We start from the raw sequence: 26,075 nt of genomic DNA, 5'->3' as shown, positions 1-26,075 counted from the left end.
TGCACTACCCAATATATGAGCGTGTCTCAGACAATATGCAGACTAGCATGACAACCTTTCAAAATCATTTTTCTCCTCCGTACTAATCACCGCTGCCTGTTCATAAACGTGTTACTATATATGTACGAGATCATTGTAAAGGGGCTTAAATCATAAGCATGTTTATCAGAACAGAAAATTTTCAGACGTTTATCAGGCTCTACCCGGTCACATCCGCCATACTGGCCCTGCAGCTTGCCATCTGGATTCTTTTTTTACTTCCGTTGACGGCCGTACAGATGTGGTCTGATTTATTGATTGGATTTAACTGGGGGATAGCGAATGGAGAATGGTGGAGGTTTGTGACACCGATCTTTATTCACGCCGGGTTCGGCCATCTGCTCTTTAATTCGATGTCGATCTTTTTATTTGCCCCCGGGCTGGAACGAATGCTCGGGAAACTCAAGTTTCTCATCGTTTATATTGGGACAGGAGTGATCGGCAATATCGGCACGTATTTCATCGAACCGCTGGAGTATATGCATGTCGGTGCTTCAGGAGCGATATTCGGATTGTTCGGTGTGTACCTGTACATCGTGCTGTTTAGAAAAGAGCTGATGGGAAGCGCCAATTCCCAAATCATCGTCACCATCCTCGCCATTTCGGTTTTGATGACGTTTGTCAACCAAAATATCAATATCATGGCGCACATCTTCGGACTGCTGGGCGGACTCGCTCTGGCTCCCCCGTTGTTAAATAAAAGAGTGAACGGCTTTTAACCGTTCACTCTTTTTTCATAAGAATACCATGCAAAAATATCGTCCGAATCTTTCTCCTCGACATCAGCCACCGAAAACTTCTCCATTAAAGCAGATGATTTTGTTGATGTATGGATCGAAACAAGCTGTCTTCTGCGCTGGAAATACGAGCGGCTGACTTCGAACACCTGCATGCGCCTGCGCTGAATGACAGCGGTTGTTCTGCCGATGAAACGCGATGACATGATGATTTTGCTGCCGCTGATCTTCCAGCCGGCATCGCGGTATGATAAGTAGCCGATGATCCAGTAAAAAGGAATCAATACAGCGGACAAATAGCCCCACGGCGGAAACAGAATAGAAAGCGGAACGACGGCGAGGACCGGCCAGGATGCGCGCAGGATATAACGGCGCAGTGCGCGTTTCGGCAAGCGGTTCAAATCGTCTTCCGGCGCATAATCCGGAATGAGTTCTCCGAGGTGCTGTTTGATCATTTTTTTGCTGATAATCGGAAATAGGACGGCTGATTTATCTTCTTCCAAAACGTTTCCGCCTGCGCTGACGATCGTGACGGCTGCAAGTCCAAAAGGCTGCCTGATCAGACTCTCCTTAATTTTAATCGCTTGAATCCGCTGCAGCGGAATCGTGATTTGATGCTTTTCAATCAGCCCTCTGGAAATAACGATTTCTTTCTCTTTACGCACGACTGTAAAATTCGCGTATTTCAAAAGCATCCCGACAATGCTGAGAAGCCATGCAATGAAAAGGGCAACAAAAGCAGCTAAGGCGATGACAGTCGCTCCAGCGCTATTCAAAAAAGCAAAACGGTCATACAGCCAGTCCAAATCAAAGAAGTCGTCGACTTGAGTGAAAAAAGCGAATACTCCTGAAATAATGACGCCGATCCCGCTTGATGTTGACGCTGCAGTTAAAAGCTCCTGCCCGGTCATTTTGTACATCATTTGCGGTTCTTCCGCTGTTTCCTCCGCCTCTGCAGCAGTCTCTTCCTGGGGATCCGTGACAGCGGCTTCAGTGCCTTCCACCGCTTTTTTCCTTTCGAAAAGCGCTTGCTGAATACGTTCGGCTTCTGCCTGGGTAATGGCGACCAAGGAAACTTCCGCTTCCGTTCCTCCGCTTGCCGTTTCGACTTGAAGCTTCACCAGCTTGAATATTTGCTGAATGAGGCCTGCGCTCGTGTTGATCGTTTGAATCCGTTCGATCGGAATATACCTTTTTTTCTTATTGATCAGGCCTTCCTCTATTCGCAATTCATCCTCTTCGATACGGTATGTAAATTTGCTCCACTTAATGATGCTCGTCACGACCAAAGCAATGAAAAACAGCACGGCCGCGGCGATCGCCAGCATTTTGACTGTGTGCGACTGATTTAAAAAAAGCACTACGCCAAATGGAATGATAAAGTTTTTAACGGTCTCAACAAGGCCTTTAATAAAGTTGAGAATGACGGCGGCGGGGTGCATGCGTCTCGGTTCAGACATCATCTTCAGTCACCCTTGCCAGCCTGGAAATGGAGTCCCTGAGCTGATCCGCCTCTTCAACATCCAGAGCGGGAATGGAATGGGTCGTCGCGGCTGTTGAAATTTGCACGGAGGCGAGATTATATTTTCTGAGGATGGGGCCCTGCGATGTATCAACATGCTGGACTCTGACCATCGGAACGATCACGCGGGTCACCACAAAGATGCCGTGCTGAATATCGATTTCGTTCTCATGGACTTCGTAGCGCCATATTCTGTGGCGGATATTCGGAATAATAATAATGATGCCAAATGAAATCACCAGCCAAACGGCTGCTGACAAAATGCCGATCCATACCGGCCATTTAAATATCAACCCTGCGGCAACAAGGCCTGCTGCAGCCAGCATTAAAACGAATGATGTGATACAAGCTGTAATTCTCCAGACTTTTACGCCATCGCGGCTTATTTGATTTTTCGGCTCGCTTCTCAAAACTCGATTCCCCCAATCTAGTTCTATTTACGGTCTTAGGCTGAAAATGTTTCGGATAAAGACTTTCGTTTTTAAAAAAAGGCGAATCCGTAAAAAAGGATCCGCCTTTTGATTATGAATTATATGATTTTTTTTGGCGTCTGTCATTCGAAGAACGCTTTTTATCATAAGATGAACGATTGTTCTTTCCTCTGTAGCCGCCGCCGTCTCTGCGTTTTGATGAACGGGGGTGGTGACTTTTATTTCGCTTCGTTCTGAGCGGAGCCTCTTCCGTCAAACGGACAGGCGTGTTGTCCGGCTCTTTGGTCATCATTTTAATGGCAGCCGCAACAACTGTCACAGAATCATGGTCTTCCAATAATTCCGCTGCAGCCGTCATATAGAAGTTCAGGTTATTTTCCTCGATGATCGTCCGGAGGCGGTCAACCGTCACCTGCTGCTGTCCTTCAATCGCCTCATCTAGAGTCGGTGCTTTCATGCGGTCCATTTTGCGTTTTGTCGTCTGCTCGATGGCGCGGAGCATGTCTTTTTCGCGCGGTGTAATGAAGGTCATCGCCATTCCTGTTTTGCCTGCGCGTCCCGTTCTTCCGATGCGGTGAACATAGCTTTCAGGATCTTGCGGCACATCGAAGTTGTAGACGTGCGTTACCCCTGAAATATCAAGGCCACGCGCCGCAACGTCTGTCGCAACGAGCACTTCAATTGCGCCTTGCTTAAATTTCCGGAGTGCCACCATCCGCTTCGCCTGAGTCAAATCGCCGTGGATTCCTTCAGCTGTATAACCGCGCAGATTAAGCGCTTCTGTCAGTTCATCGACGCGGCGCTTTGTCCGGCCGAATACAATCGCCAGTTCAGGAGACTGGATGTCAAGAAGACGTGTCAGCGTATCAAACTTTTTGCGTTCATGTACTTCAAGGTAGAACTGCTGAATGTTTGATACTGTCATTTCCTTCGCTTTCACTTTCACGTGCTCCGGGTTGGTCATGAAACGTTCTGCAATCCGTTTAATTGGAGCAGGCATTGTTGCAGAAAACAGCAATGTTTGATGCTCAGCGGGCACATTGGAAAGGATGGATTCGATATCTTCGATGAATCCCATGTTCAGCATTTCATCCGCTTCATCAAGCACAACGGTGTTCACTGTTTGAAGACGCATTGTGCGGCGGTTGATATGGTCAAGCAAACGGCCAGGTGTTCCGACGATAATATGAGGATTTTTCTTAAGCGCGCGAATCTGGCGTCCGATATCCTGTCCACCGTAAATCGGCAGCACGCGAGCGCGTTTATCCTGTCCAATTTTATATAGCTCTTCAGAAACTTGAATGGCTAATTCACGAGTAGGTGCGATAACAATGGCTTGAATGTTAGGAGACTCGGGGTTGATTTTCTCAACAAGGGGGATGCCAAATGCAGCCGTTTTTCCTGTTCCCGTTTGCGCTTGTCCGATCACATCTTTATTTGCAAGGCCGAGCGGAATCGTTTGTGCCTGAATCGGTGTTGCCTCTTCAAATCCCATACGCTTGATCGCTTTTGTGAGATCAGAACTTAATTGAAAATCTTGAAACGTTATTGTCAATGTATTCAAACTCCTTCTGCTTACTGTTTCAGTAATCGTGTTTTATCAATAAAAACTGCCCTTTGTGCAAAGGACAGGTCCATACTTATGCAAAGCCCGAATTACTTTACATGTTATATTACCATTCCGTTATACGTTTTTCAACAAGATGAAAATGAGCAGTGTGCTCTCTCGCCGGTTCGGCAGCCATCTATAGACCTCTGGGACAACCGTCCGCGAAACGTCAAGCCCGCCTGTTGACGTCTTTTACACATTGTAACACAGGCTTGTGCGGCTTTCGACAGCATACACTCATTTTTCTCTGCCCGCATCCCCGATTATTTTTTGCAGATTGCCGTTCAATTATTTATTTTTTTATGGATTCAATCGGCGTTTTTTTGAGAAACGCCTCAACGGTTTGAAAGAGGACAGCGGAGTTTTCTTCAAGGCAGACATGGTGCTTGGATTCCGGCAAGAGGCACAGCTCTTTCTCTTCGGAAGGTATGGTTTCATAAAGATAATACGCGCTTGACAGCGGCACGATTGAATCGCATTCCCCCTGAACAATGAGCACAGGGATGCGGAGGTTTTTCAAAGCAGGCTTTGTCATCTTAACGAGCTTGCGAAACTGAAATGCTGAAGACACCGGGGTGCTTGTCAGCTTTTGTTTGTACCTTTTGTAAAGCAGATTATCCTCAAGCTTGCCTTGCAAAGAATCTTTGATCACATTCTTCAAATCCTGGATCAGCTGTCCCGGGCTGATGTACTGGGCAGCCGCGCTCAACAGGACAAGGCGGCTGACCGGATATTTTCCGGCTAAATAGGCGGCAATCATCCCGCCCATTGAAAATCCGATTAAAAATACCGTATCACACGTTTTCAACAAACGGACAAGCTCCACTTCTGCGCAAGCGATCCATTCCTGAAAACAGACGCCTTTTAAAACCGGCATCTCCCCGTGCCCGGGCAGCGTGATCATTTCGACTCGCCAATCGGCCGTTTGTTTTAAATGAGAAGCCAGCGGTTCCAATTCATACGGTGCTCCGGTAAATCCGTGAATGCATAAACATCCTATCATGACCATTCACCCGTTTTCTTTTACTGATGATCACATAAAAAACGACTTTATGATTCAATGTTCCCTTACAAATCTTTTATAACATCCTCAAGACGCATGCCTCTGGACGCTTTGACAAGGATCAGATCCCCTGTATTCGCTTTTTCTTTCAATGTCTTTTTCAAACCGTCTTTGTTTTCCGGGTTGAAATGAAGGACGCGGTGTTCGGGAAAATGTTTAAGCGCCCCTTTTGCAATATATGCACCGAGATCCCCGTACGTAAATAAAAAGTCGATTGAGTCCGGATTGACTGCCTGCCCGATGTCTTCATGAAACGCTTTCTCTCCTTCGCCGAGCTCCAGCATATCGCCGAGAACGAGCATTTTCTTGCCGTATCCCTTCATCTGGTCGACAAGCTCGATCGCCGCTTTCATGGATGTCGGACTTGCATTATAGGCGTCATTAATGATCGCAACGCCGGCCCGTGTCTTTACAAGCTCAAGCCGCATACCGGTCACTTTCAGTTTCGTCAGCCCTTCTGCAATATGAGTCCTGCTGACATTCAGAAGGTCTCCGGTCGCAATCGCAGCTAAAGCGTTTTTCACATTATGCTTTCCGAGCACCGGGATGAAGAACCGGTTTTCGATCCCTCTGACGCGGAATGCCGTGCCCTCTTCCGTCTGCGTCATATCCTCAAGCTGATAGTCGAAAGCCGGATCCTCTCCAAACGTCTTTGTCTCGTAAGGCGGCTGGTTCAGCCTTTCAGCGAGCAGCGGTTCATCTCCGATATAAATGAGTGTGCCCTCTTTTGAAAGCCCATTGACAATTTCGAGCTTTGCCTCTGCAATTCCTTCTCTTGATCCGAGTTCAAGGAGGTGCGATTCGCCGATGTTTGTGATGACGGCGATATCAGGACGCGCCAGACGTGTCAGAAAATCAATTTCCCCTTTGGCGCTCATCCCCATCTCCAAAATGGCGATTTCCGTATCTTCCGGCATCGCCAGAATCGTCAGGGGCAGGCCGATGTGGTTATTATAGTTTCCTTCTGTCTTATGCACTTTATACTCGGTGCCCAACACAGCATGAATCATGTCTTTTGTCGTCGTTTTCCCATTTGAACCGGTCACGCCGACGATTTTCACGTCCAGCTGATGCCTGTATGCCTTCGCAAGCTTCTGCAGCGCTTCCAGCGTATCGTCAACTAAAATGACCGGCTTCCCTTCCGGAGGATTCGGTTCGCTCCGGTTCCACAGCACGGCTGCGACGCCTTCCTGAAAAGCCTGCTCTGCAAAAACGTGACCATTGAACCGCTCGCCTGCAAGCGGAATAAACAGTTGGTCTTTCGCCAGTTTTCTCGAATCGGTTGAGACGCCTTTGACGAGACGCCCTTCAAAAGCTTCATTCGTCAAAACGCCTTCCGACATTTCAGCAATTTCTTTTACCGTTCTCGTTATCATGTATGTCCCTCTCTTTCTCCAGCAAGGAAAAGAGACACTACCACAAATAAGGATAGTGTCTGCAGCTGTATATAAGGGCGAACCGCTTTCCCCCGGATTCGGTCCGCTCCGTCCCGTTAAAATGTATGTTTGATCTGCTGTTTTTCTTCGTGCCGATCGATTGCCAAAGCGACAAGTTTTTCAATCAGTTCAGCATACTCAACCCCTGATTGCTTCCAGAGAAGCGGGAACATGCTGAACGGTGTGAATCCCGGCATCGTATTGACTTCATTGATCAGGACCCTGCCTTCGTTTGTAAGGAAAAAGTCCGCTCTCACAAGGCCTGAGCCGTCAATCGCCTGAAACGCTTTGACCGCCATGCTGCGCATTGTTTCGTATTCGTCCTCTGTCAGGGAAGCCGGAATAATCAAATCAGTGTCGCCGTCTTCATATTTTGCTTTATAGTCATAAAAATCTTTCTTCGGAGCGATTTCCCCCGCGACTGAGCAGACAGGTTCATCATTCCCCAGAACGCCGAGTTCTATTTCGCGTCCGATGACGCCCTCTTCAACGACAATTTTCCGGTCATATTGAAATGCAAGCTCAAAGGCTTGGTCAAGCTCTTCACGGTTTCTGCATTTGCTGATCCCGACGCTTGATCCAAGGTTAGCCGGTTTTACGAAGCACGGATAACCAAGCTCAGCTTCCACTTGATCATAGCTTTCTTCTTTGGAGTGACTCCATGTTTTTTTCACAAATGAAACGTATTTCGCCTGGTCAAGCCCTGCCTGTGCAAACAGATGCTTCATGACCACTTTATCCATGCCCGCAGAGGAAGCTAAGACTCCGTTGCCCACATATGGCACGTTCAATAGTTCAAGCATGCCTTGAATGGTGCCGTCTTCCCCATTCGGTCCGTGCAAAAGCGGGAAAACAACATCAATCGAGTCTTCTTTTACATCAGCTTCGCCCGGAAACATATCGCGGTTCAGCAATGCCGGAGAAAATGTCTGGCCCGTCTGTTCAAACTGAAGCATTTTCACATTTGAAACCGGTTCTGTCAGTTGCGGCCCTCTCACCCACTCGCCTTTTTCTGTTATATAAATCGGGTGTATATCAAATTTTTCAGTATCTAATGCTTTCGTGACGGCCAGCGCGGTTTGCAGAGAAACGTTATGCTCCGCTGATTTTCCGCCGTATACCAATCCTAATCTTGTCTTCAATTCGTACTCCCCCCACTGGATTCATCTTTACTATCTTATCACTTTCCCGGGAAAATGATCTAATTATTTTAATACGGTCTAAAAACAGCATATAAAAAGCATTTGTATGTAAATCCTTTTCATTTTATATTAAAATGGCATTGAAAAGGAGAGGTTGCAATTGAAAAAAATCACAACAGAAGCACAATTTAATGAACTGATCCAATCCGATAAAGAAATCATCGTCAAATTTTATGCTGACTGGTGCCCGGACTGTACACGCATGAACATGTTCATTGGAGACATTCTTGAGGCTTATCAGGAAAATGACTGGTATGAGCTGAATAAAGACGATCTTCCTGAACTTGCCGATAAGTATCAGGTCATGGGCATTCCAAGCCTGTTGATTTTCAAAAACGGCGAAAAAACGGGTCACCTTCACAGTGCAAATGCCAAAACACCTGAAGAAGTGAACGAGTTCCTGGCTGAACATATTAGCTAATTCGTTTAAAGTTCTGATTTTTTGTCTGAACCGCAGGACATGGGAACGCCCATGTCCTTTTTATACAAGACGGGACAGCAGCAATATTTGTTTCATAAAAGTGAGCTTTCATTAATAATTCGACACGAGTATTTCCCGGGAAACGAAAATGTCGAAATTTCGCAAAAAGTTCTTGATTCGTTTTTTATATTCAGGTAGAATGTTTTTTGTTCCTATTTTGCAATTATTTTTTCTAGTTGTGAAGCCCTTGTCGGCTTCTTTTTTTATATGTGTTTTTGGATAATAATTCATATTTTTCGATTTTATTCAATATTATTTTAAGGATGTCTCTTTACATTCGGGGATACTATTTAGTATAATACCCTTAATTGATAATGATTATCAATATCACTAACGGTTGACGAGGTGATCACATGGCCCCTCAATTAAAGAAAGCGGTGGAAATGAGAAAGAAACAACTCATTCAGCGGCTTATCCAGCTTGGCATATATAAAAAAGAAGAGCGCCACCTTTACGAATTGTCTTTAAGCGAACTTGAAAGCGAATACCAATCCAACAAGAAAGGCGGATAATCATGTCAAAACGGAAGATTAAAACCTTTCATCAGCTTGTCGAAGAATATAAGAAAGAAATCGCCAAGAACCCGAAAGAAATGGAAGTCATTTATGACAAGATCGACCGCAGACACGAGAACCGCCTTTTGGCAATGTCTAAAGCAAAACAAACTTAAAAAAGAAGCCGCTCATTTTGAACGGCTTCTTTTTTACTATTCACTGAATGCAATGCCAGCAAGCTTGCCGATTGTCGCATCATCCATCGGCGGATTGTGGAGGCCCGCCCGGACATCGCGATAGAATCTTTGGAGCGGGTTCGTTCTCGCCAGGCTCTTCGCTCCGACGACTCTCATCGCCCTGTCTACGACAGCAATGGCCGTATTCGTTACTGTATGTTTAACCGCTCCAAGCTCACCTGTTAAAAAGGCGCGGCGCTCCGGGTCATCATAAAGCTCTGCGACATGATACATAAAGTGGCGGGCTTTCATGAGTTCCAAATCGATTTCGCCGATATGACGCTGAACAGCAGGCACTTCTTTAATCGGACCTTTCAAACTGTTCGGCTGATAGTCTTTTGCAAATTGGACGGCATAATCTCTCGCTGCTTGCGCGATACCTAGATAAACAGCCGGTATATGAAGCAGCCAGCCGTTGACTTTATCCGTTCTTTTACCCGCCAACAGCTCGACAAGCATGGATTCGTCGAGACGGACATCGGTCAGCACCAAATCGTGGCTTCCCGTACCCCTCATCGCCGCCATATCCCACGTTTCTTCTATTGCCAAGCCTTCCGCATCTTTATGGATCAAGAAAACGCCAATCGTTTGCTTCTCTTCAATCCAAGCGGTGACAAGAAAGTAGTCGAGAACCGGAGACATCGTTGTAAATGTTTTACGTCCGTTTACAATCCATCCGCCATTCTTTTTAACCGCATGGGTTCCGGGACGTCCTCCTCTTGTCGGGCTTCCCGTCTGCGCTTCACTTGCAGCTCTGTTGATCAGCGCGCCCTTTAATGCTTCCTGTGAAATCGATGAAAACACATGCCGGTCCCAGCTGTTTCCTTCCGCCAGTTCTCCCATCACGCTCAAGTGCCAGCCGATGCTGAGAGCTGTCGGTCCGTCTCCTTTGGCAAGCCGTTCCTGAAACAAAAGCATATCGTAGAGTGAAATGCCTTCTCCCCCGTATTCTTTTCCGACCGTCAGCGCTGTGTAGCCTGAATCCCGCAGCTTTTGAATATGTTCTGCGGGAAATTGGGCATGTTCGTCATAATACGCTGCTGTTTTCTCAAATTCATCCGCCAGTTTCCCGATTTTACCGAGCCATTCCTGCTGCCTTTCCGTTTTCACAAATATTGAACACACACCGGCATCCTCCTGACCAAATTCCGATAGATTTAATAAGTATTATAGTTCGTTCACGGCTTGTTGTGCAAATGATACCCTTGGCAAAACAAAAAAGCGCACCTTCAGCGAGGTGCGCTTTTGACTAAACGGCTTGACCGCCGCGACGGTCAACCTTCATACCGAGATAAATCAGCATGTAGGTTAAGTAGCCCATCGTGATCGTGAGACCGCCGAAGAAGAAATCGGAAAAAAGCGGTTCTTCATATGCGGCGATTCCGGCCAGCACGACCCAGCTTCCATAAAGATACGCCATAAAGAAGCGGACGCCGTTTTTCAATTTATATAACAGAAACAAACCTGCGAGCGAAAAGAGCCCGAGCGCAAGTCTAAAATAGACAAGATGATCGAAATTAAAGGCAAAAGAAACAAATGAAAATGACAACAGCAATACAATCGGCAATGCCGTAATAAATTTTTTCATGGATGTCTCATCCCCCATTCCCTTATCCTAAAATTATAATTTAGGATAGGAAATTCACACGGTAATTACGACATATTTCACAAAAATGTCATTCCTTTTGTCACACTTTAGACAAAATATTTTATACTTTCATATCGCGTTTACAAAAGGCCCACCACGCCGTTCCGAGAAAAAACACGAGATGGAGAAAGACGATGACGAGTGAAAACAAAGGCGTCATCCCGCTAAAAAGCGGCTTGGCCTCACCGGCGTATTGCGTTAAATCAGTATTAGCGAACAACAAAAATTTACCGAGCGGTTTTTCCAAATAAGACATGATCGTCACAAGCATTTTGGCGCCGTACAACACGACGATCGACACCATGATGCTGAGCGCGCTGCTTTTAAACAATGCAGAGCATAAAAACGCAAAGGAAACCATCATCCATACTTCAAACCACTGCGTACCGATCATTGTCACCGTATTGATAAAGAGCGGCTCCGCTTTTTCGTCGAGCTTCACGCCGAAAAAGAGCAGACCGAACAATAAAGAAAATCCGTAGTAAATGATAAAGAGCCAAATGCTTGCGAGCACGCTCGTCACGTATTTTGAAACAAGAATTTTTTCTCTTCTGACAGGGCGGATCAGCAAAAATTTAATCGTCTTTTTATCATATTCAAAAGATATAATTGAAGCCGCCACCACAATCGAAAGCCCCTGCAAGAGGATATTCAGGTTTGGGGTGAATGAAAAATAGCCGATAAAATGATCCTCTGTCCCGGCGCTCATCAGGATTCTTTTCGTTATGAGCGCGAGGAGAAATTGAAAGACTGCGATCAGCGCCAGCGATACAAATGTTACTTTTCGCTTCAGCAATTTAACATGCTCGTTTTGAATCAGTTTAAACATCAGTATTCCTCTCTTCCGTTCCATTCGTCCGCGCCATATATTCATCCTCGAGAGACTGCTTAAACGGAGCGATCGAATAGACGTCAATCTCATTGGCGACAAGCTGTTGATTTAAAGCAGGAATTTGCGCTTTCGCCACCTTTACGGCGAGGAGACCTTTTTCGGCGCGGGCTTCGTATCCCTGGTCTTTCAGCCACTGAAGCGCTTTGTCATAGGGCTGTACCTCCAGCATCGCCTTTTCCTGCTTTTCATCCGCATCATTGAGGACGACGGTTGATTTGATTTTCCCTTGTTGAAGAATGACGACCCGATCGCACAAATCTTCCACTTCCTTCAGCAAGTGGGTCGCAAACAGGATCGCCGTTCCTTCTTCTTCGGCAAGCTCACGCAAGTGTTCGCGGAAATCTTTCATTCCCGCCGGGTCCAATCCGTTTGTCGGCTCGTCCAAAATCAGCAGCTTCGGCCGGTGAAGAATCGCCTGGGCAATACCGAGGCGCTGTTTCATTCCGAGCGAGTATGTTTTGACCTTGTCTTCTGCGGCATCTTCTAGCCCGACCCTGCTGATCACTTCCGCCAGTCTATCCCGACCGATTCCAGCGTGCATATTTGCATAGTGTTTCAGATTTTCATAGCCTGTCAGATACGGATAAAATTCTGGATTTTCAACGATGGCTCCGACCGACCGGATCGCTTTTTCAAATTGGCGGTCAATCGGAAAGCCGTTTATGACAATTGATCCGCTCTTCATTTTAATTAACCCGGTAATCAATTTGATGAGGGTCGTTTTTCCTGATCCGTTCGGTCCAAGCAGGCCGATGATCTCCCCTTCATCCGCCGTTAAGCGGATATCCTTCAATATCGTTTTGCCGTCTATGATTTTATCAACATTTTCTATATGTAAAACAGGCTGCTTTGTCATAGCCCCCTCCTCTTTCCCAAAAAAATAAACAGTGCCGAAAAGGCACTGTTTGATTATATCATTTTTGAGTTACACGGACACTTCACTATGAGGGGCTTCGATTTTGCCGTGTTTCTTTTCCGTTTCGGTGACGATGACTGCGCATGCTGCATCACCTGTTGTATTGACAGCCGTACGAATCATGTCCAGAAGTCGGTCAATTCCCAATATTAGCGCAATTCCTTCAACTGGAAGGCCAACTGTTTGAAGAACCATGGCGAGCATAATCAGTCCGACACCCGGAACACCCGCTGTTCCAATGCTGGCAAGCACTGCGGTGAGAACAACCATCAACAGCTGTGTCAGTGACAGGTCATTGCCGTACACCTGAGCGATAAAGACCGTCGCTACCCCTTGCATAATTGCCGTGCCATCCATGTTGATCGTAGCTCCAAGCGGCTGAACAAAGCTTGAGATCGGCTCTGGCACTTTCAGCTTTCTTTGAGCGACATCCATCGAAACCGGAAGCGTCGCGTTGCTGCTTGACGTACTGAAGGCAACAAGCATAACCTCTGAAAAATCTTTAAAGAATGTGAGCGGGTTCCGCTTTGCCAAAAACGCAATCGCTGAGCCGTATGTGACGATGGTGTGGATGAACAGCGCCAGAATGACGACGATCATATAAAGCCCCATTGCTTTAATGGCGTCCCAGCCTTGACTTCCGATTGCCCCGGCAATCAAGCCGAACGTACCGTACGGTGCGAACTTCATGACGAGATTGACGAGATACATCATTAGATCGTTACCTTGTTCAACCACTTTGAGAAGAGCGTCCGCTTTTTTGCCGAGCATCGTAATTCCGAGACCGACCAAAATGGAGAAAGCAATGATTTGCAGCATATTTCCTTCAGCCATTGCCTGAACCGGGTTTGTCGGAATGATATTCAAAAGCGTTTCGGCAATGCTTGGCGCTTTCTGTGCTGAATATTCCGCTGCGCTTGTATCATACGTTCCGATGGTTCCCGGTTTGATGACCAACGCTAAAATAAGTCCGATAATAATGGCAATTGCCGTTGTAACTAAAAAGAAAGAAATCGTTTTGGCACCGATTCTGCCCAGTTTCTTTGGATCTCCAAGTCCTGCTACCCCTAAAGTGAGAGAAAAGAAAACAATCGGTACAACGAGCATTTTAATTAAGTTGAGGAAGATCGTGCCGAGCGGCCCGAATAAAAATGTATTAAGCTTGCTAAATACATCCGGCGAAGTGACGTTCAGTATAATACCGACGGCTGCACCGAGTAATAGAGCGATAATAATTTTTGTTGCTAACTTCATATAACATATCTCCCCTTTCCAAAAAAAGCCCATGAGAGATCTCCCATGGGCTTTTACCATTAAAATTGGTTCCACATGACTCTCTTCACGTTGATGAGGTTAGCTGACGGGTTCGGACGAAGAGATGTCCGTCTTTCAGTTCGCACGGGAACAGAAAAATTCACCCCAAATGATCGGGTCCCCCACTCCTACTAAAGGATTAAACGTGTGGCGCTATTTCGTTATATAACAGTTATACCTGAAAATTCGAAATATGTAAACCAAATTTTCCGATTTACAAATATATGCTATTTTCGGGTGCCCGCTGTTCGGCTTTTCTCTTGACTTGTGACATCAAGGATATCAAGCAGGAAAACAAATATCGGAATACCGATAATTAAACCCCAAATCCCTATGAAATGTTCAGAAAAAATCAGCACGATAAACGTGAAGAAAATCGGCAGCTCCGTCTTGGCGGACATCAGTTTCGGATTGAGGAAATAGGCCTCTATCGCATGGACGATCATGATAACCAATACCAGTGATACGATATAAGCGATTCCGCCGATACTGTAGGCGATAATGCTTAACGGAATAAGGGAGAGCACAACACCTGCGACCGGAACCAGCCCGAGGAAAAACACCATGACGGCAAGGCCGAATAGCTGAGGAAAACCCATAATCGCGAGGGCAATGGTCGTCAATGCGCAATTGATGGAGGCGATAATAAACTGAGCCTCAAGCACCTTTCCGAACGTTCTCGTGAATTTTTTACCAAAGTAAGCAATTTCCTCGTAGAAAATAGCTATTTTGCTCGTCTTAAATTTATCCATTAAGCTCAAGACCTTGTCTTTTTCGATCAATAAGAACATGCTGAGAACCAATGACATAACCACCTGCAGGCCAAACGCGCTAATATCTGTGATATATGTATAGATAAAGTTAAGACCTTTTTCCAAATAGGATGTCAAATTGATATCGCCGAACATACCGGTGATCATATCGAGAAAAGGAATGCTGTCAGGGTGAGAAGCAATATACTTTCCTTGTTTGATCAGCTGCTGAATCTGGGTGACGATCACGGGGTAATAGACCACACCGCCGATCGAAAGCGCGATGGCAAGAGCCGCATACAAACAGGAAATAATCAGTCTCTGGCTGACTTTAATAAAGCGGTTTAAAAAACCGCGGATCACATTTTCCAGACGGTTCATCAAAAACGTAAAGATAAATGTGAGCAATATGAGATTCATCATGCTGCGGAACAGATATAAAACTCCCGCCAATACAACAAAAACTGAAAAACGCCTGACCCCAGGATGCTGAAAAAATTTAATCAACGCTGCCATTCGGTACACTCCCACCAGTACTTTAGTCCTTAACTTTTAGCATTCAAACTTTTATAATTACAATTTGATGCATCATCTGTAAATTATATAACAAAACAGACCGGAAATCTCTTCAGAAGATCAATAATTAATAATATTTTAATATGAGCGCTCGTGCGGCAGCGGCAGGCATCTTCCATAAAAAAGGAGGGGCTGATGTTCAGCCCCTCTCTTCACCGTACATTAACCGCTTCTTCTTTGGCGTCCGCCTTTTTCACCGTTTTCTTGATAGAACTCCTTGTCATGGTTTCGGCTTGTGGCTTCTCCGCCTTTTTGACCGATCTCCTGGTAGAATTCTTTGTCATGGTTTTTGCTTGTGGCTTCTCCGCCCTTTTCACCGATTTCCTGGTAGAATTCTTTATCATGGTTTCGGCTTGTGGCTTCTCCGCCTTTTTCACCGATTTCCTGGTAGAATTCTTTGTCATGATTACGGCTTGTGGCTTCCCCGCCTTTTTCGCCGATTTCCTGGTAGAATTCTTTGTCATGATTTTTGCTTGTGGCTTCTCCGCCTTTTTGACCGATCTCTTGGTAGAATTCTTTATCATGGTTTTGGCTTGTTTTTTCTCCGCCTTTTCTGCCTGCTTCTTCCCTGCTCATTTTGTTGTTGTCATTATTGTTTGCCATTTTCGATTCCTCCTTTTGAAGTGTTATGGTTTTTACATTCCACATTTCAAAAAGAGTAAACACAAATAGCACATTCACGAAAGAGTCCGGGAATCATGCAATCATCCGCTGCCTTTTACCGTCCATTCCGGTACCGGAGCCGGCGTATTGTTCTGCAGCGTCTTAGATATCTCGGCAGGCTCTTCAAACAGGGTAATGTTGATGGATTCGAACGTACCTTTCTGATTCGTTCTTTCATATATTGCATCATGATGATCGGCCATAAAGTTCAAATAATCGCGCTTTGATTTCCAAAGCACGAGGACAAGGGCTTCCGGCCCGTTTTCTGTTTCCATCCATCCGCCCCACTGTCTGATGAATCCGCTGACGTTTTGCAGCGGAGCCCATTTGGCCTGCGCCTCGCTGAATGCATGAAGCTGTTGTCCGGCTGGTTTGCACCGTATCAGCTTCAGCACATTCCCTTCCGCGAACGGGACGGTTTCCGCATTAGTTTTTTCTATACAAAGGTTAACCGACCTTACATCAGCGCGCGTCCGGTGAATGACGCCTTTCGGAATCAGCAGGGAATCGTTCGCTTTCAGGACTTCTGTGGGACGGTCCTGAAAGTCGATCAACAGCTCTCCTTCCAAAACAATAAACAGCTCATCTGAGCCGGGATGGAAATGCCATACGTATTCGCCCTCCAAAACAGCAATTCGCATACAATGGTCGTTCACTTCCGAAACGGAAAAATTGGCGTGCTTTTCTGTGACTTTCTTTGTCAATTCAAGAAGACTCGTTTTGCGATCCATCAGCTTCACTCCTCTTTCATTTGATTTTCTCCCGAACTTATTTTACCATTTGACTTTTGAGCGTTCGCCTTTTAAAGTGTTGGATATTGGTGAAAAAACGGTTTGAACCTATAGAAGAGGTGTACATCATGCAAAATCAAAACGGAAAAGCTTCAGGGCTTTTGCCGCTGTTTTTATTTGTTTGTTTATTCGTTGGATCAGGCTTGATCACAGGCGATTTTTACAGCCTGCCAATCGTGGCCGCGGCGCTTGCGGCATCGGTTGTCTCACTGGCGATGAACCGTAAGGAGAAGCTCAGCCAAAAGACGGAGTGGTTTGCGAAAGGCGCCGGACACCCCGATATTATGATCATGGTGATGATCTTTATTTTGGCCGGCGCGTTTTCATCAGCCGCAAAGGCGATGGGGGCCGTTGAATCAACCGTTAATCTTGCGCTTTCGTTTGTACCGGGGCAGTTTATGGTTGCCGGTTTATTTATCATCGCTGCGTTTATCTCTGTGTCGATGGGCACGTCAACCGGAACGATTGCTGCGCTCGCTCCGATCGCAGCAGGGATCAGCGCCGAAATCGGCGTTCCGGCGGCCTATTCGGTTGCTGCGGTTGTGGGGGGCGCGATGTTCGGTGATAACTTATCATTTATTTCCGATACGACCATTGCCGCTGTCCGCACACAAAAGACGAAAATGTCGGACAAGTTTAAAACGAATTTCCTGATCGTCCTGCCTGCCGCGGTTGCCACGGTCATCCTGCTGATGGTGTTTTCAGCCGGAGGGCATCCTGCCGCACAAGCCGGGACTTACAGCTGGGTAAAGGTGCTGCCGTATCTCGGTGTTCTGATATTCGCCCTTCTCGGATTTAATGTTATGGCCGTTATTTTCGGCGGCATCGTGTTAGCCGGAGTAATCGGTATTTCCGACGGCAGCCTGACGCTTCATACGTATTTAACCGCGATCACCGAAGGCATCGGCGGGATGTCCGAACTGATCATTTTATCGCTTCTGATTGGCGGAATGGCGGAAATGATGAAGCGAAACGGCGGGATCGCATTTCTCCTTCAATTTGTATCGCGGAGAATCCGTTCAAAAAAAGGAGCGGAAGCGGGCATTGCCGGCCTTGTCAGCGCGGCAAACCTGGCGACCGCCAACAATACGATTGCCATTATTACAGCGGGGCCGCTGGCAAAAGATTTATCCGACCGGTACGGAATCGACAATAGGAAATCGGCGAGCATCCTCGATATCTTTTCCTGTGTGGTACAAGGATTGATTCCTTACGGCGCGCAAATGCTGTCAGCTGCACAAATCGCGAAAATATCGCCTGTCAGCATTCTTCCTTATTCTTTTTATCCGATTTTGATCGGCGTCTGCGGCATATGCGCGATTATCTTCAGACTGCCTCGCTTTACGGAAAAAGCGTAACTCTATGAAAAAGGCTGCCATTATCGAAACGGCAGCCTTTTTATCACTCTGTTTCTGCGGCGTCCAGCTCCGCAAGCCTTTCCATGATCCTCCGTTTTTTATACATCATCATCCCTGTTTCGGCAACGCCGTTCACCATTGAACGGTTTGAGATTGCGCCAAAGAGGATGCCTGCGACGGGCACCATTTGAAACAGCTTTTTCCATCCGAAAGAATCGCGGTATGTATAAACAACCTCCCGCCAGCCTTGAATTTGCGAAATCATATTTTCCCGTGAGCCTGACTGTAGATGGTATCGGCTGAGTTCCTGAATGATCGCCCTTTTCCCGACAATATCAGCGGCGCTGAGCTGCAGGCATTTAATAATGAACATCCGCTCCGTTTTTTCTTTAGGATCGTAGCCGTAAGACACCGCGATGTCCTGTAATGTCTTCAATGAAAGGCCGAGGATGGCGGGAATATCGACGGCAAGCGTGAATAAGCCGCCGACACCTGTTGTCGCTCCTTGGACAGCCGCGGTATTCGCCCTGTTTTTTCCGAGGTTTTCACACATTTGATCCATCACTTCCAAAGGAGCCCTTTGAATATCTTCGACCGTTTCGATCGTTTCATCCGGCAGCTTTTTTTGAAACTGGCGGATCAGATGTTTTTCGGACGTCAAATATTGGCCGCCGTTTTGAATAAAGCCGCCGATTTCGTCGAGCAAGAGACCGATTTTATCTTGAATGAATGCCGGTGTAAGCTTGTCCAGAACCTTGAACGGCAGCCGCCCGATCCTTTCCCAAAACCACGCTTTCTGCTGCTCTTTTTCCCATTTTTCAATTTTTTTCAGTTCGTTTTCCAAATCTGTTTTATCGTTGCGCACAGAAGGTTCGCCCTCTCAATCGTGTTTTTTTATAGTATACAATGATTCACTTTATGAATCCGTGTTTTTTAATCGGCAGCCGGAGGGTAAACCTTTATGTAAAAGGAGGAATGATCAAATGCCATGGTCAATGGAAGACTATCCCGCTTCATTGAAGCATTTGGACAAACCGGTAAAAAAGAAAGCCATTGAAATTGCGAATGCAATGGTAGACGAAGGATACGACGAAAGCCGGGCGATTCCGATCGCGACGAGTCAGGCGAAGGAATGGGCGGATAACAGGAGCAAAAGCGAACTCAAATCCTATGCGGAGGAAGCTGATGAAACGGTACGCGGTGACAGCGGTTCGAGCAGCAGGCCGGAGCTTGCGGAAAAGTGCGAGCATGTCATTAAACACGAAAAAGGCTGGGCAGTCAAAGCCGAAGACGCCAAGCGGGCCAGCGAAGTAAAGGATACAAAAGCAGAAGCCGTCGAACGGGCGAAAGAAATCGCCGAAAACAAAGGCACTGCCGTCATCGTCCATAAAAAAGACGGCAGTGTGGAGCGGAAGATCAGGATGAATTAACGGGGCGCTCCGTTTTTGGAGCGTCTTACTTTTTTCCCCGCCAACTCCAATACAGCATCAGCTGCTTTTTGATAGCCGCCGGCATCGCGGAGCGAGCGGCCGATTTTGGCGGCTCCGTCTTTATAGGAGCGGTTTTCAAGCATATCTTTAATCGTTTTTTGTAAAACAGCCGGAGAAAGTTCATTTTTATCAAGCTTGATCCCGGCCCCTGTCCGTTCCACCTGAGCTGCGACGAAAAACTGGTCAGCACCCATCGGAATGACGATGAGCGGCGTATCAAAATACAGGCCTTCATTTGTACTGTTCATGCCGCCGTGGGTGACAAATACATCGGCTTTTTTCAAAACCTCCAATTGCGGGATATACGGCCTCACGATAAAATGATCCGGTATGGTGCCGAGATCCGCGGGGTCCGTTGATTTCCCAACAGCCATAACCACCTTGCCGTCAAAGTCTTTCAACGCTTCGATACACATATGATACAGCTCTTTTTGCTGATTAAAGATCGTGCCCATCGAGATCACGATGACGGTTTCCCCCTCCAGCTCAGTGAACGGGAAGCTGCCTGGATCCTGTCTGCTCGTAATCGACGGCCCGACAAACAAATAGTCATTTCCAAATCGCTCGGCATGAGGCTGAAACTCCCTGGAGGTAAAGACAATCGTAATGTCCCCCGGACAGGAAAATACGTCAAACGGCTTGTCGAGACTGACGGGGTACCGCTCACTTAATTCGCCAAGGGATTGCTTCAATTTTTCAAAATACGGCGAGCTTTCAAGGTCGCCTTGCAGGGTAAACGTTTTTGCGAACGTCTCGTCCATTGCAAATGTCGTACATAACGAAACGCTCGGCAGCCCAAGCATTTCAGCAATGATTTTCCCCGCCAAAAAGTGATGGTCATATATCACATAATCATAAGACTCGTCCCTGACTTCCTGGCAGATGAGCTGAACGATCTCATCGACTTTACCTGACATATTGTATACCAACTCGGCAAAGTCCATCTTTTCTCTTTCTTTCCCGGGTGATAAAGCCTCTCTGAGATCCGGGTATAAACGGACTTCCGCCCCTGTTTTTTTAATTTTTTCAGCGTATTCCTCAACTGCATAATAGACGATGCTTTCTCCTCGTCTTTGCAGCTCCTTTGTGACGCCAAGAGAGGGATTGATGTGCCCCTCCCCCGGGAAATTGATCATCAGTACATGTCCCATCACAGCTCTTCCTTTCTCATACGAAAATTTATATAAGGAAATTTACTACAAAAAGACAAATGAAGTAAAGAAATTTAATTAAGTTAATAATACATAAACATAACTATATAACCATTTGTCTGTTTCTGCATATCTTTCCTTTAAATTTTTTTGCCATGCAAATGAGCGTATATTATTAGAGAAAACAGGCTCTTTATTACTTGACAGCCCCAATCAGAAGACGATTTTCCTTTTTTTAAAAGCAAATTAAAACACGGCCGATCGAGGCACAATACATCATAAGAAACAACCTACGGAGGTTTTGCCATGGATACGAAAGCAACCAGGATCGAAAAGGATTTTCTAGGCGAAAAAGAAGTTCCGGCTGACGCCTATTACGGCGTACAAACCATGAGGGCCGTGGAGAACTTTCCGATTACAGGCTACCGGATTGATGAAGAGCTGATTAAAGCTTTGGCAATGGTCAAAAAAGCGGCGGCTCTCGCCAATATGGATATTAAACGTTTATATAAAGAGCTCGGCGAAGTCATTGTAAAAGCGGCCGGCGAAATAGCGGAAGGGCTCTGGCACGATCATTTTATTGTCGACCCCATTCAAGGCGGCGCCGGCACTTCAATGAATATGAATACAAATGAAGTTATCGCAAACAGAGGTTTGGAGCTTTTAGGAAAAGAAAAAGGTGATTACTTCCATTTAAGCCCGAACACACATGTCAATATGGCCCAATCAACGAATGATGTGTTTCCGACAGCCATTCATCTGGCCACATTGAATCACTTAAGACAGCTTATATCGACGATGGAACATATGCTGGATGCCTTCCGCCAAAAAGCGGAGGAGTTCGATTCCGTTATCAAAATGGGCCGCACTCATCTTCAGGATGCCGTTCCGATCAGGCTCGGTCAGGAATTCGAAGCCTATTCCCGGGTCATCGAACGCGATATTCAGCGGATCAAGCAGTCTCAGCATCATCTCTATGAAGTCAATATGGGAGCAACCGCAGTCGGCACAGGTTTAAACGCTGATCCGAGATATATTCAAAGCGTTGTCGAACACCTATCAGATATCAGCGGCTATCAGCTGAAAGGCGCTGACCATCTTGTCGATGCCACACAAAACACGGATGCCTACACAGAAGTATCGGCTGCATTGAAAGTCGGCATGATGAACATGTCCAAAATCGCCAACGATTTGCGTTTAATGGCGTCAGGCCCGAGGGCAGGGCTTGCCGAGATCCGGCTGCCCCCCCGCCAGCCCGGCTCCTCCATCATGCCCGGCAAGGTGAATCCGGTGATGCCTGAACTGATGAACCAGATCGCATTTCAGGTGATCGGCAACGATCATACCATCTGCCTTGCATCAGAGGCGGGGCAGCTTGAGTTAAACGTGATGGAGCCCGTACTCGTCTTTAATTTGCTGCAGTCGATTAAAATCATGAACAACGGATTTCGCGTATTTACCGATTACTGCATCACCGGGATTGAAGCGAATGAGATCAGGCTGAAAGAATTCGTCGAAAAAAGCGTAGGAACGATTACGGCCGTCAATCCGCACCTCGGCTATGAAGCTGCCGCACGAATTGCAAAAGAAGCGATCGCCACAGGACAATCCGTGCGCGAGCTGTGTTTGCTCCATGATGTTTTGACAGAGGAAGAATTGGATCTCATTCTGGACCCGTATGAAATGACACACCCGGGCATCGCAGGCGCTTCGCTTCTCGAGGATTAGCCATCCGTCTTTCTCAATATGCTTTCAAGCGTTTATAGACGCCCGAGACGGGCTAAACATGTAATATAAATCAATTGAAAGAGGTGGAAAGACAATGTTAGGATTTCTCGTTTCTTTAATCGTAGCCATTGTCATCGGTTTAATAGGAGGCGCAATCGGAGGCCACGGTGCACCAGGAGGTATTATCGGCTCCATGGTTGTCGGCTTTATCGGAGCCTGGATCGGCCACGGGCTGCTTGGAACGTGGGGGCCTGATATTGCGGGATTCGCCATCTTTCCGGCGATAATCGGAGCCGCAATTCTCGTCTTCATTTTAAACCTAATCTTCCGCGGGAGAATGGGTTCTCAGGCATAATATCCGGCCAGCATCGCCCAAAAGCGGTGCTGGTTTTTTGTTTGGGCGAAACCGTTCGCGCATATACTATAACATCTTATGGTTGACAATTGATCATCGTGGGCATATGATGATGATATAATTTTTGCACTAAGGAAACTTTTATGTACAAGGAAAAACAACTGAGAATCTAGGTGAATCAAATGGTCAGTCACGATTTGTCCAAACACTCGCAAATATCAAAAGAAGCTCAAGATGCACTGGACGGAAAAAGCAAAGGCTTCAAAAGGCTGCTCCCTTTTTTGGGTCCGGCGTTTATCGCGGCTATAGCTTATATTGATCCCGGCAATTTCGCCACAAATATCGCGGCTGGTTCGAAATACGGCTACTTGCTTTTATGGGTGATTCTTTTTTCAAATATTATGGCTTTGCTGATTCAGTCGCTGTCTGCCAAGCTCGGAATTGCAACGGGTAAAAATCTGCCCGAAGTCGCCAGGGAAGAATTCCCTAAACCGGTCTCCATCGGCTTGTGGATTCAGGGAGAGCTTGTCGTGATCGCGACCGACTTGGCTGAATTTATCGGAGCTGCTCTCGGTCTCTACTTGCTGTTCGGCATACCGATGCTTGAAGCATCGATTATTGCAGCCGCCGGATCTTTCGCGATTTTGGAACTGCAAAGGCGCGGCGTCAGGCCGCTAGAAGCGGCGATAACAGGAATGCTGTTCATCGTCGTGATCGCTTTTGCCTTTCAAACCTTTTTTGCAAAACCTGATATCGGTTCGGTTTTGGAGGGCATGTTTGTTCCCCGCTTCGATGGTGCAGACAGCATCCTGCTGGCGGCGGGAATCTTGGGAGCGACCGTGATGCCGCATGCCATCTATCTCCATTCCGCTCTCACCCAGCGGAGAGTGATCGGAAAAACGGAAGCGGAAAAGAAGAAGATATTCCGGTTTGAGTTCATCGACATTTTAATCGCCATGCTGATTGCCGGAGCAATCAATGCGAGCATGCTGATCGTCGCCGCTGCACTGTTTTATAAGAACGGCATTTTTGTCGAAGACCTTGATGTGGCCTTCAGCCACTTCAGCAGCATGGTCAGTCCGCTTTCCGCCGTACTGTTCGGCGTCGGCCTGTTAATCGCCGGTTTATCAAGTTCGTCTGTCGGAACGCTTTCAGGAGATATTATCATGCAGGGCTTCATTAATTTCAGGATTCCGCTTTATTTAAGACGGTTCATTACGATGTTGCCGCCTATCGCTATTATTGCTTCAGGGGTAAATCCGACAACCGCTCTTGTCTTGAGCCAGGTCGTCCTGTCATTCGGGATCGCCTTTGCCCTTATCCCGCTTATCTTATTTACGAGCAATAAACGCATTATGGGGAGCCTGAAAAATGCGAAGTGGATAACAGCCGTCTCCTGGCTGATCGCCGCCTTAATCGTCGCCCTTAATATTTTCTTGATTTACGATACATTTTCTGGTTAAAGCCGACCTTGGTCGGCTTTTTTATATTATACTGAAGAAAAGGGGGATTCTGGATGTTTAAATTAATGGTGCGTGATGATCTTTATTTAAAAATGCTCGAACCAAAAGATGCCAAAGCAGTTTATATGCAGATCCAGCAGTCTAAAGATGTGTTGCGGAAATGGCTGTTTTGGGTGGACGGCACAAAGCAGCTGGAGGATACCGAAGCTTTTATCGAAGAATGCATGAAACAGGCCGCTGCGAACAACGGGTTTCAAGCGGGAATATGGCATCAAGGCCATTTTGCCGGAATCATCGGACTCCATTATATCAATTGGATCAACCGTACGACTTCGATCGGCTATTGGCTGGGGGAGCCTTTTCAAGGAAAAGGGCTGATGACTGATGCCTGCCGGGCGCTGATCGACACGCTTTTCAGCGAATACGATTTAAACAGAATTGAAATTAGAGCCGCTGTTCAAAACGTAAAAAGCCAGGCTATTCCGGAAAGGCTCGGCTTCACGAAAGAAGGCTGCCTCAGGCAATGCGAGTGGCTCCACGACCACTTCGCCGACCATTTCGTATACGGGCTCCTGAAGGAGGAATACCTCGCCCGCAGCAAATGAGTCCGGGATTTGTCACACGCATTTTACACTGCAATCTGGTATGATAGATAAAAAAATATGGAGTTTTGATTATGAAAGTATTTATACTGTTTTACCTATGGATTGTCCCGCTCGTCATCGGGCTGATATTTTTCCGGGTGACCCAGCGGACAAGCTTTAAAAAAAGGTTTTATCCAGGCTATATCATGATCGGTCTTGCTGCGGCTGTATTTGCCGTCTGTTACCTGATCGGACAGCCTTACCTCGGGAATTTCTTCGGCGGCACAATGCTGTTCGGCACCCTGCTGCCGTTCATGGCTGCCGCCATGAAGAAAAAGAAATAACGAATACCAAAAACCCCGGCTTTCCCAAAACATGCCGGGGTTTTTGATTACTTATTTTCTCTGTTTGCACCAAAACCCGCTGATTCACAAATCGGTTTTCAGACGACTGGGCTTTATTTGTTCACTAGATCAACGTCGATCACCTGATAGAAAGCGTTTTCAGTATCAGCCACATCCCAAACGGCCAATATCACATGATACCCGGAGCGGTCTTCTGGAATGTAAATTTGGTGAGATAAATGGCGGGATGCAGGGGAACCATCATGCGGAACGGTTCCAATCCGTTCGAAATCTGCACGCTTTAGCGGTTTGTCAGGATCCCAGCCTTTTTTGGTGATATAGTAGTGCCATTGGCTGGTGTTGTGGGGGGCGGTATATGTCCAGGTAAAGGTGTGTTCTCCGCCGGTCATGATATGTTTAAACCAGCGATTTTCCGACTGCTGATCAAGAATCCCGCCGAACAGTCCGCCCGCGGATGCTATTTGTCCGTCTGCCGGGCCGTCATGCGGAAACCCTTTTTTCGCTTCCAGGCTTTGCGGCTCATACATCACGCTTCCGCAGTTCAGATTGAGAAGTCCGTAAGCCTCACTGCACAGAGCCGCTCTGCTCCCTGGTTTTTCGACAAAACCATGAGCGAAGGCGTGCTGAGGAATGATTGACATCAACAGCAATCCGGCTGATAGTATGAAAGCTGTACTGAAGGTACTTTTCTTAAAATAATCCACGTTTCAATCCCCTCTCTTTTTATTGTGTTGAGACGGGTTTTGATGCAAAAAGAAAAAACGCGGATATCCCAATAC

At 46.6% G+C, this 26,075-nt stretch carries 26 protein-coding genes, 3 pseudogenes and 1 riboswitch; of the genes and pseudogenes, 11 read left to right on the top strand and 18 right to left on the bottom strand.

Going from position 1 to position 26,075, the window contains the following annotated elements; translation table 11 throughout:
- Positions 1–158 precede the first annotated feature (158 nt).
- Positions 159–758 (top strand): rhomboid family intramembrane serine protease, encoded by a 600-nt coding sequence (locus CP943_RS03125; protein ID WP_023857867.1) that lies wholly within the window; start codon positions 159–161, stop codon positions 756–758.
- Here the strand turns inward: CP943_RS03125 and CP943_RS03120 are convergent.
- From CP943_RS03120 to CP943_RS03095, 6 genes are all read right to left on the bottom strand, one after another.
- Positions 755–2,239: a PH domain-containing protein gene (locus tag CP943_RS03120; protein ID WP_039073238.1), complete on the bottom strand. Its 1,485-nt coding sequence runs from the start codon at positions 2,237–2,239 to the stop codon at positions 755–757. The genes CP943_RS03125 and CP943_RS03120 overlap by 4 nt on opposite strands.
- Positions 2,229–2,708, bottom strand: a complete 480-nt coding sequence (locus tag CP943_RS03115) for a PH domain-containing protein (RefSeq protein WP_023857869.1) — start codon at positions 2,706–2,708, stop codon at positions 2,229–2,231. Before CP943_RS03115 ends, CP943_RS03120 begins: the two co-directional genes overlap by 11 nt.
- A gap of 112 nt (positions 2,709–2,820) precedes the next feature.
- Positions 2,821–4,284 (bottom strand): degradosome RNA helicase CshA, encoded by a 1,464-nt coding sequence (cshA, locus tag CP943_RS03110; RefSeq protein ID WP_023857870.1) that lies wholly within the window; start codon positions 4,282–4,284, stop codon positions 2,821–2,823.
- A 346-nt stretch (positions 4,285–4,630) separates the two neighbouring features.
- Positions 4,631–5,341 carry an alpha/beta hydrolase gene (locus CP943_RS03105; RefSeq protein ID WP_023857871.1) on the bottom strand — a complete coding sequence of 237 codons (711 nt, stop codon included), beginning with the start codon at positions 5,339–5,341 and terminating at the stop codon, positions 4,631–4,633.
- Positions 5,342–5,406: 65 nt separating this feature from the next.
- Positions 5,407–6,777: a UDP-N-acetylmuramoyl-tripeptide--D-alanyl-D-alanine ligase gene (locus CP943_RS03100; protein ID WP_023857872.1), complete on the bottom strand. Its 1,371-nt coding sequence runs from the start codon at positions 6,775–6,777 to the stop codon at positions 5,407–5,409.
- A gap of 116 nt (positions 6,778–6,893) precedes the next feature.
- Complete coding sequence (locus CP943_RS03095) at positions 6,894–7,979, bottom strand: D-alanine--D-alanine ligase (RefSeq protein WP_023857873.1); 1,086 nt, start codon at positions 7,977–7,979, stop codon at positions 6,894–6,896.
- 160 nt (positions 7,980–8,139) lie between these two features.
- Between CP943_RS03095 and CP943_RS03090 the strand changes: the two genes are divergently transcribed.
- The 3 genes from CP943_RS03090 to fbpB all read left to right on the top strand — a co-directional run bounded on the left by CP943_RS03090 (position 8,140) and on the right by fbpB (position 9,190).
- Positions 8,140–8,460: a thioredoxin family protein gene (locus CP943_RS03090; protein WP_003179104.1), complete on the top strand. Its 321-nt coding sequence runs from the start codon at positions 8,140–8,142 to the stop codon at positions 8,458–8,460.
- Between the two features lie 413 nt (positions 8,461–8,873).
- Positions 8,874–9,032, top strand: coding sequence for a Fur-regulated basic protein FbpA (gene fbpA, locus CP943_RS03085; RefSeq protein ID WP_023857875.1), 159 nt, complete (start codon positions 8,874–8,876; stop codon positions 9,030–9,032).
- 2 nt (positions 9,033–9,034) lie between these two features.
- Complete coding sequence (gene fbpB, locus CP943_RS03080; RefSeq protein WP_023857876.1) at positions 9,035–9,190, top strand: Fur-regulated basic protein FbpB; 156 nt, start codon at positions 9,035–9,037, stop codon at positions 9,188–9,190.
- Positions 9,191–9,226: 36 nt separating this feature from the next.
- Here fbpB and CP943_RS03075 read toward each other — a convergent pair whose 3' ends face one another.
- The 9 genes and pseudogenes from CP943_RS03075 to CP943_RS22880 form a co-directional block, all read right to left on the bottom strand.
- The gene (locus tag CP943_RS03075) at positions 9,227–10,375 is read right to left on the bottom strand and encodes an acyl-CoA dehydrogenase family protein (protein ID WP_023857877.1); all 1,149 of its coding nucleotides are present in this window, start codon (positions 10,373–10,375) and stop codon (positions 9,227–9,229) included.
- Positions 10,376–10,499: 124 nt separating this feature from the next.
- Positions 10,500–10,838, bottom strand: coding sequence for a hypothetical protein (locus tag CP943_RS03070; RefSeq protein WP_023857878.1), 339 nt, complete (start codon positions 10,836–10,838; stop codon positions 10,500–10,502).
- Positions 10,839–10,959: 121 nt separating this feature from the next.
- Entirely contained in the window at positions 10,960–11,727 is a 768-nt protein-coding gene (locus CP943_RS03065) for an ABC transporter permease (protein WP_023857879.1), read from the bottom strand.
- Entirely contained in the window at positions 11,720–12,646 is a 927-nt protein-coding gene (locus CP943_RS03060) for an ABC transporter ATP-binding protein (protein ID WP_023857880.1), read from the bottom strand. The genes CP943_RS03065 and CP943_RS03060 overlap by 8 nt, the downstream gene beginning before the upstream one ends.
- 69 nt (positions 12,647–12,715) lie before the next feature.
- Complete coding sequence (locus tag CP943_RS03055; protein ID WP_023857881.1) at positions 12,716–13,960, bottom strand: dicarboxylate/amino acid:cation symporter; 1,245 nt, start codon at positions 13,958–13,960, stop codon at positions 12,716–12,718.
- A 74-nt stretch (positions 13,961–14,034) separates the two neighbouring features.
- Positions 14,035–14,176: riboswitch (cyclic di-AMP (ydaO/yuaA leader) on the bottom strand.
- 71 nt (positions 14,177–14,247) lie between these two features.
- Positions 14,248–15,288, bottom strand: a complete 1,041-nt coding sequence (locus tag CP943_RS03050) for an AI-2E family transporter (RefSeq protein WP_023857882.1) — start codon at positions 15,286–15,288, stop codon at positions 14,248–14,250.
- Positions 15,289–15,510: 222 nt separating this feature from the next.
- On the bottom strand, positions 15,511–15,951 hold the full coding sequence (gene gsiB, locus CP943_RS03045) for a glucose starvation-inducible protein GsiB (protein ID WP_023857883.1): 441 nt from the start codon (positions 15,949–15,951) through the stop codon (positions 15,511–15,513).
- 101 nt (positions 15,952–16,052) lie between these two features.
- Positions 16,053–16,343 (bottom strand): annotated as a pseudogene (locus CP943_RS22885) (DUF4937 domain-containing protein); the annotation flags it as partial.
- A 69-nt stretch (positions 16,344–16,412) separates the two neighbouring features.
- Positions 16,413–16,742: pseudogene (locus CP943_RS22880) on the bottom strand (cupin domain-containing protein); the annotation flags it as partial.
- 128 nt (positions 16,743–16,870) lie between these two features.
- Here CP943_RS22880 and CP943_RS03035 point away from each other — a divergent pair.
- Positions 16,871–18,160: a Na+/H+ antiporter NhaC family protein gene (locus CP943_RS03035; RefSeq protein WP_023857885.1), complete on the top strand. Its 1,290-nt coding sequence runs from the start codon at positions 16,871–16,873 to the stop codon at positions 18,158–18,160.
- Positions 18,161–18,203: 43 nt separating this feature from the next.
- Here CP943_RS03035 and CP943_RS03030 read toward each other — a convergent pair whose 3' ends face one another.
- Positions 18,204–19,025, bottom strand: a complete 822-nt coding sequence (locus CP943_RS03030; protein ID WP_023857886.1) for an EcsC family protein — start codon at positions 19,023–19,025, stop codon at positions 18,204–18,206.
- A gap of 118 nt (positions 19,026–19,143) precedes the next feature.
- On the opposite strand from CP943_RS03030, the gene CP943_RS03025 reads away from it, so the two are divergent.
- Positions 19,144–19,590, top strand: a complete 447-nt coding sequence (locus CP943_RS03025) for a DUF2188 domain-containing protein (RefSeq protein ID WP_020450238.1) — start codon at positions 19,144–19,146, stop codon at positions 19,588–19,590.
- Here the strand turns inward: CP943_RS03025 and CP943_RS03020 are convergent.
- Positions 19,587–20,801: a macrolide family glycosyltransferase gene (locus CP943_RS03020; RefSeq protein WP_224146453.1), complete on the bottom strand. Its 1,215-nt coding sequence runs from the start codon at positions 20,799–20,801 to the stop codon at positions 19,587–19,589. The two genes, CP943_RS03025 and CP943_RS03020, sit on opposite strands and share 4 nt — an antisense overlap.
- Positions 20,802–21,107: 306 nt before the next feature.
- Here CP943_RS03020 and aspA point away from each other — a divergent pair, with 306 nt between their 5' ends.
- The 5 genes from aspA (at position 21,108) to CP943_RS02995 (ending at position 25,275) form a co-directional block, all read left to right on the top strand.
- Positions 21,108–22,529, top strand: coding sequence for an aspartate ammonia-lyase (aspA, locus tag CP943_RS03015; protein WP_023857888.1), 1,422 nt, complete (start codon positions 21,108–21,110; stop codon positions 22,527–22,529).
- A gap of 94 nt (positions 22,530–22,623) precedes the next feature.
- Positions 22,624–22,884, top strand: coding sequence for a GlsB/YeaQ/YmgE family stress response membrane protein (locus CP943_RS03010; RefSeq protein WP_020450235.1), 261 nt, complete (start codon positions 22,624–22,626; stop codon positions 22,882–22,884).
- Between the two features lie 182 nt (positions 22,885–23,066).
- Positions 23,067–24,347 (top strand): Nramp family divalent metal transporter, encoded by a 1,281-nt coding sequence (locus CP943_RS03005; protein ID WP_020450234.1) that lies wholly within the window; start codon positions 23,067–23,069, stop codon positions 24,345–24,347.
- Positions 24,348–24,400: 53 nt separating this feature from the next.
- Positions 24,401–24,952, top strand: a complete 552-nt coding sequence (locus CP943_RS03000) for a GNAT family N-acetyltransferase (protein WP_020450233.1) — start codon at positions 24,401–24,403, stop codon at positions 24,950–24,952.
- A 71-nt stretch (positions 24,953–25,023) separates the two neighbouring features.
- Positions 25,024–25,275, top strand: coding sequence for a hypothetical protein (locus tag CP943_RS02995; protein WP_020450232.1), 252 nt, complete (start codon positions 25,024–25,026; stop codon positions 25,273–25,275).
- A 119-nt stretch (positions 25,276–25,394) separates the two neighbouring features.
- On the opposite strand, the pseudogene CP943_RS02990 reads toward CP943_RS02995, so the two are convergent.
- Positions 25,395–26,000: pseudogene (locus CP943_RS02990) on the bottom strand (lytic polysaccharide monooxygenase auxiliary activity family 9 protein); the annotation flags it as partial.
- Between the last annotated feature and the right edge of the window lie 75 nt (positions 26,001–26,075).

The sequence above is a fragment of the Bacillus paralicheniformis genome (genome assembly GCF_002993925.1).
GTDB lineage: Bacteria > Bacillota > Bacilli > Bacillales > Bacillaceae > Bacillus > Bacillus paralicheniformis.
The sequence above is the reverse complement of the archived record's forward strand: the minus strand, read 5'-3'. Positions and strand labels throughout refer to the sequence as shown.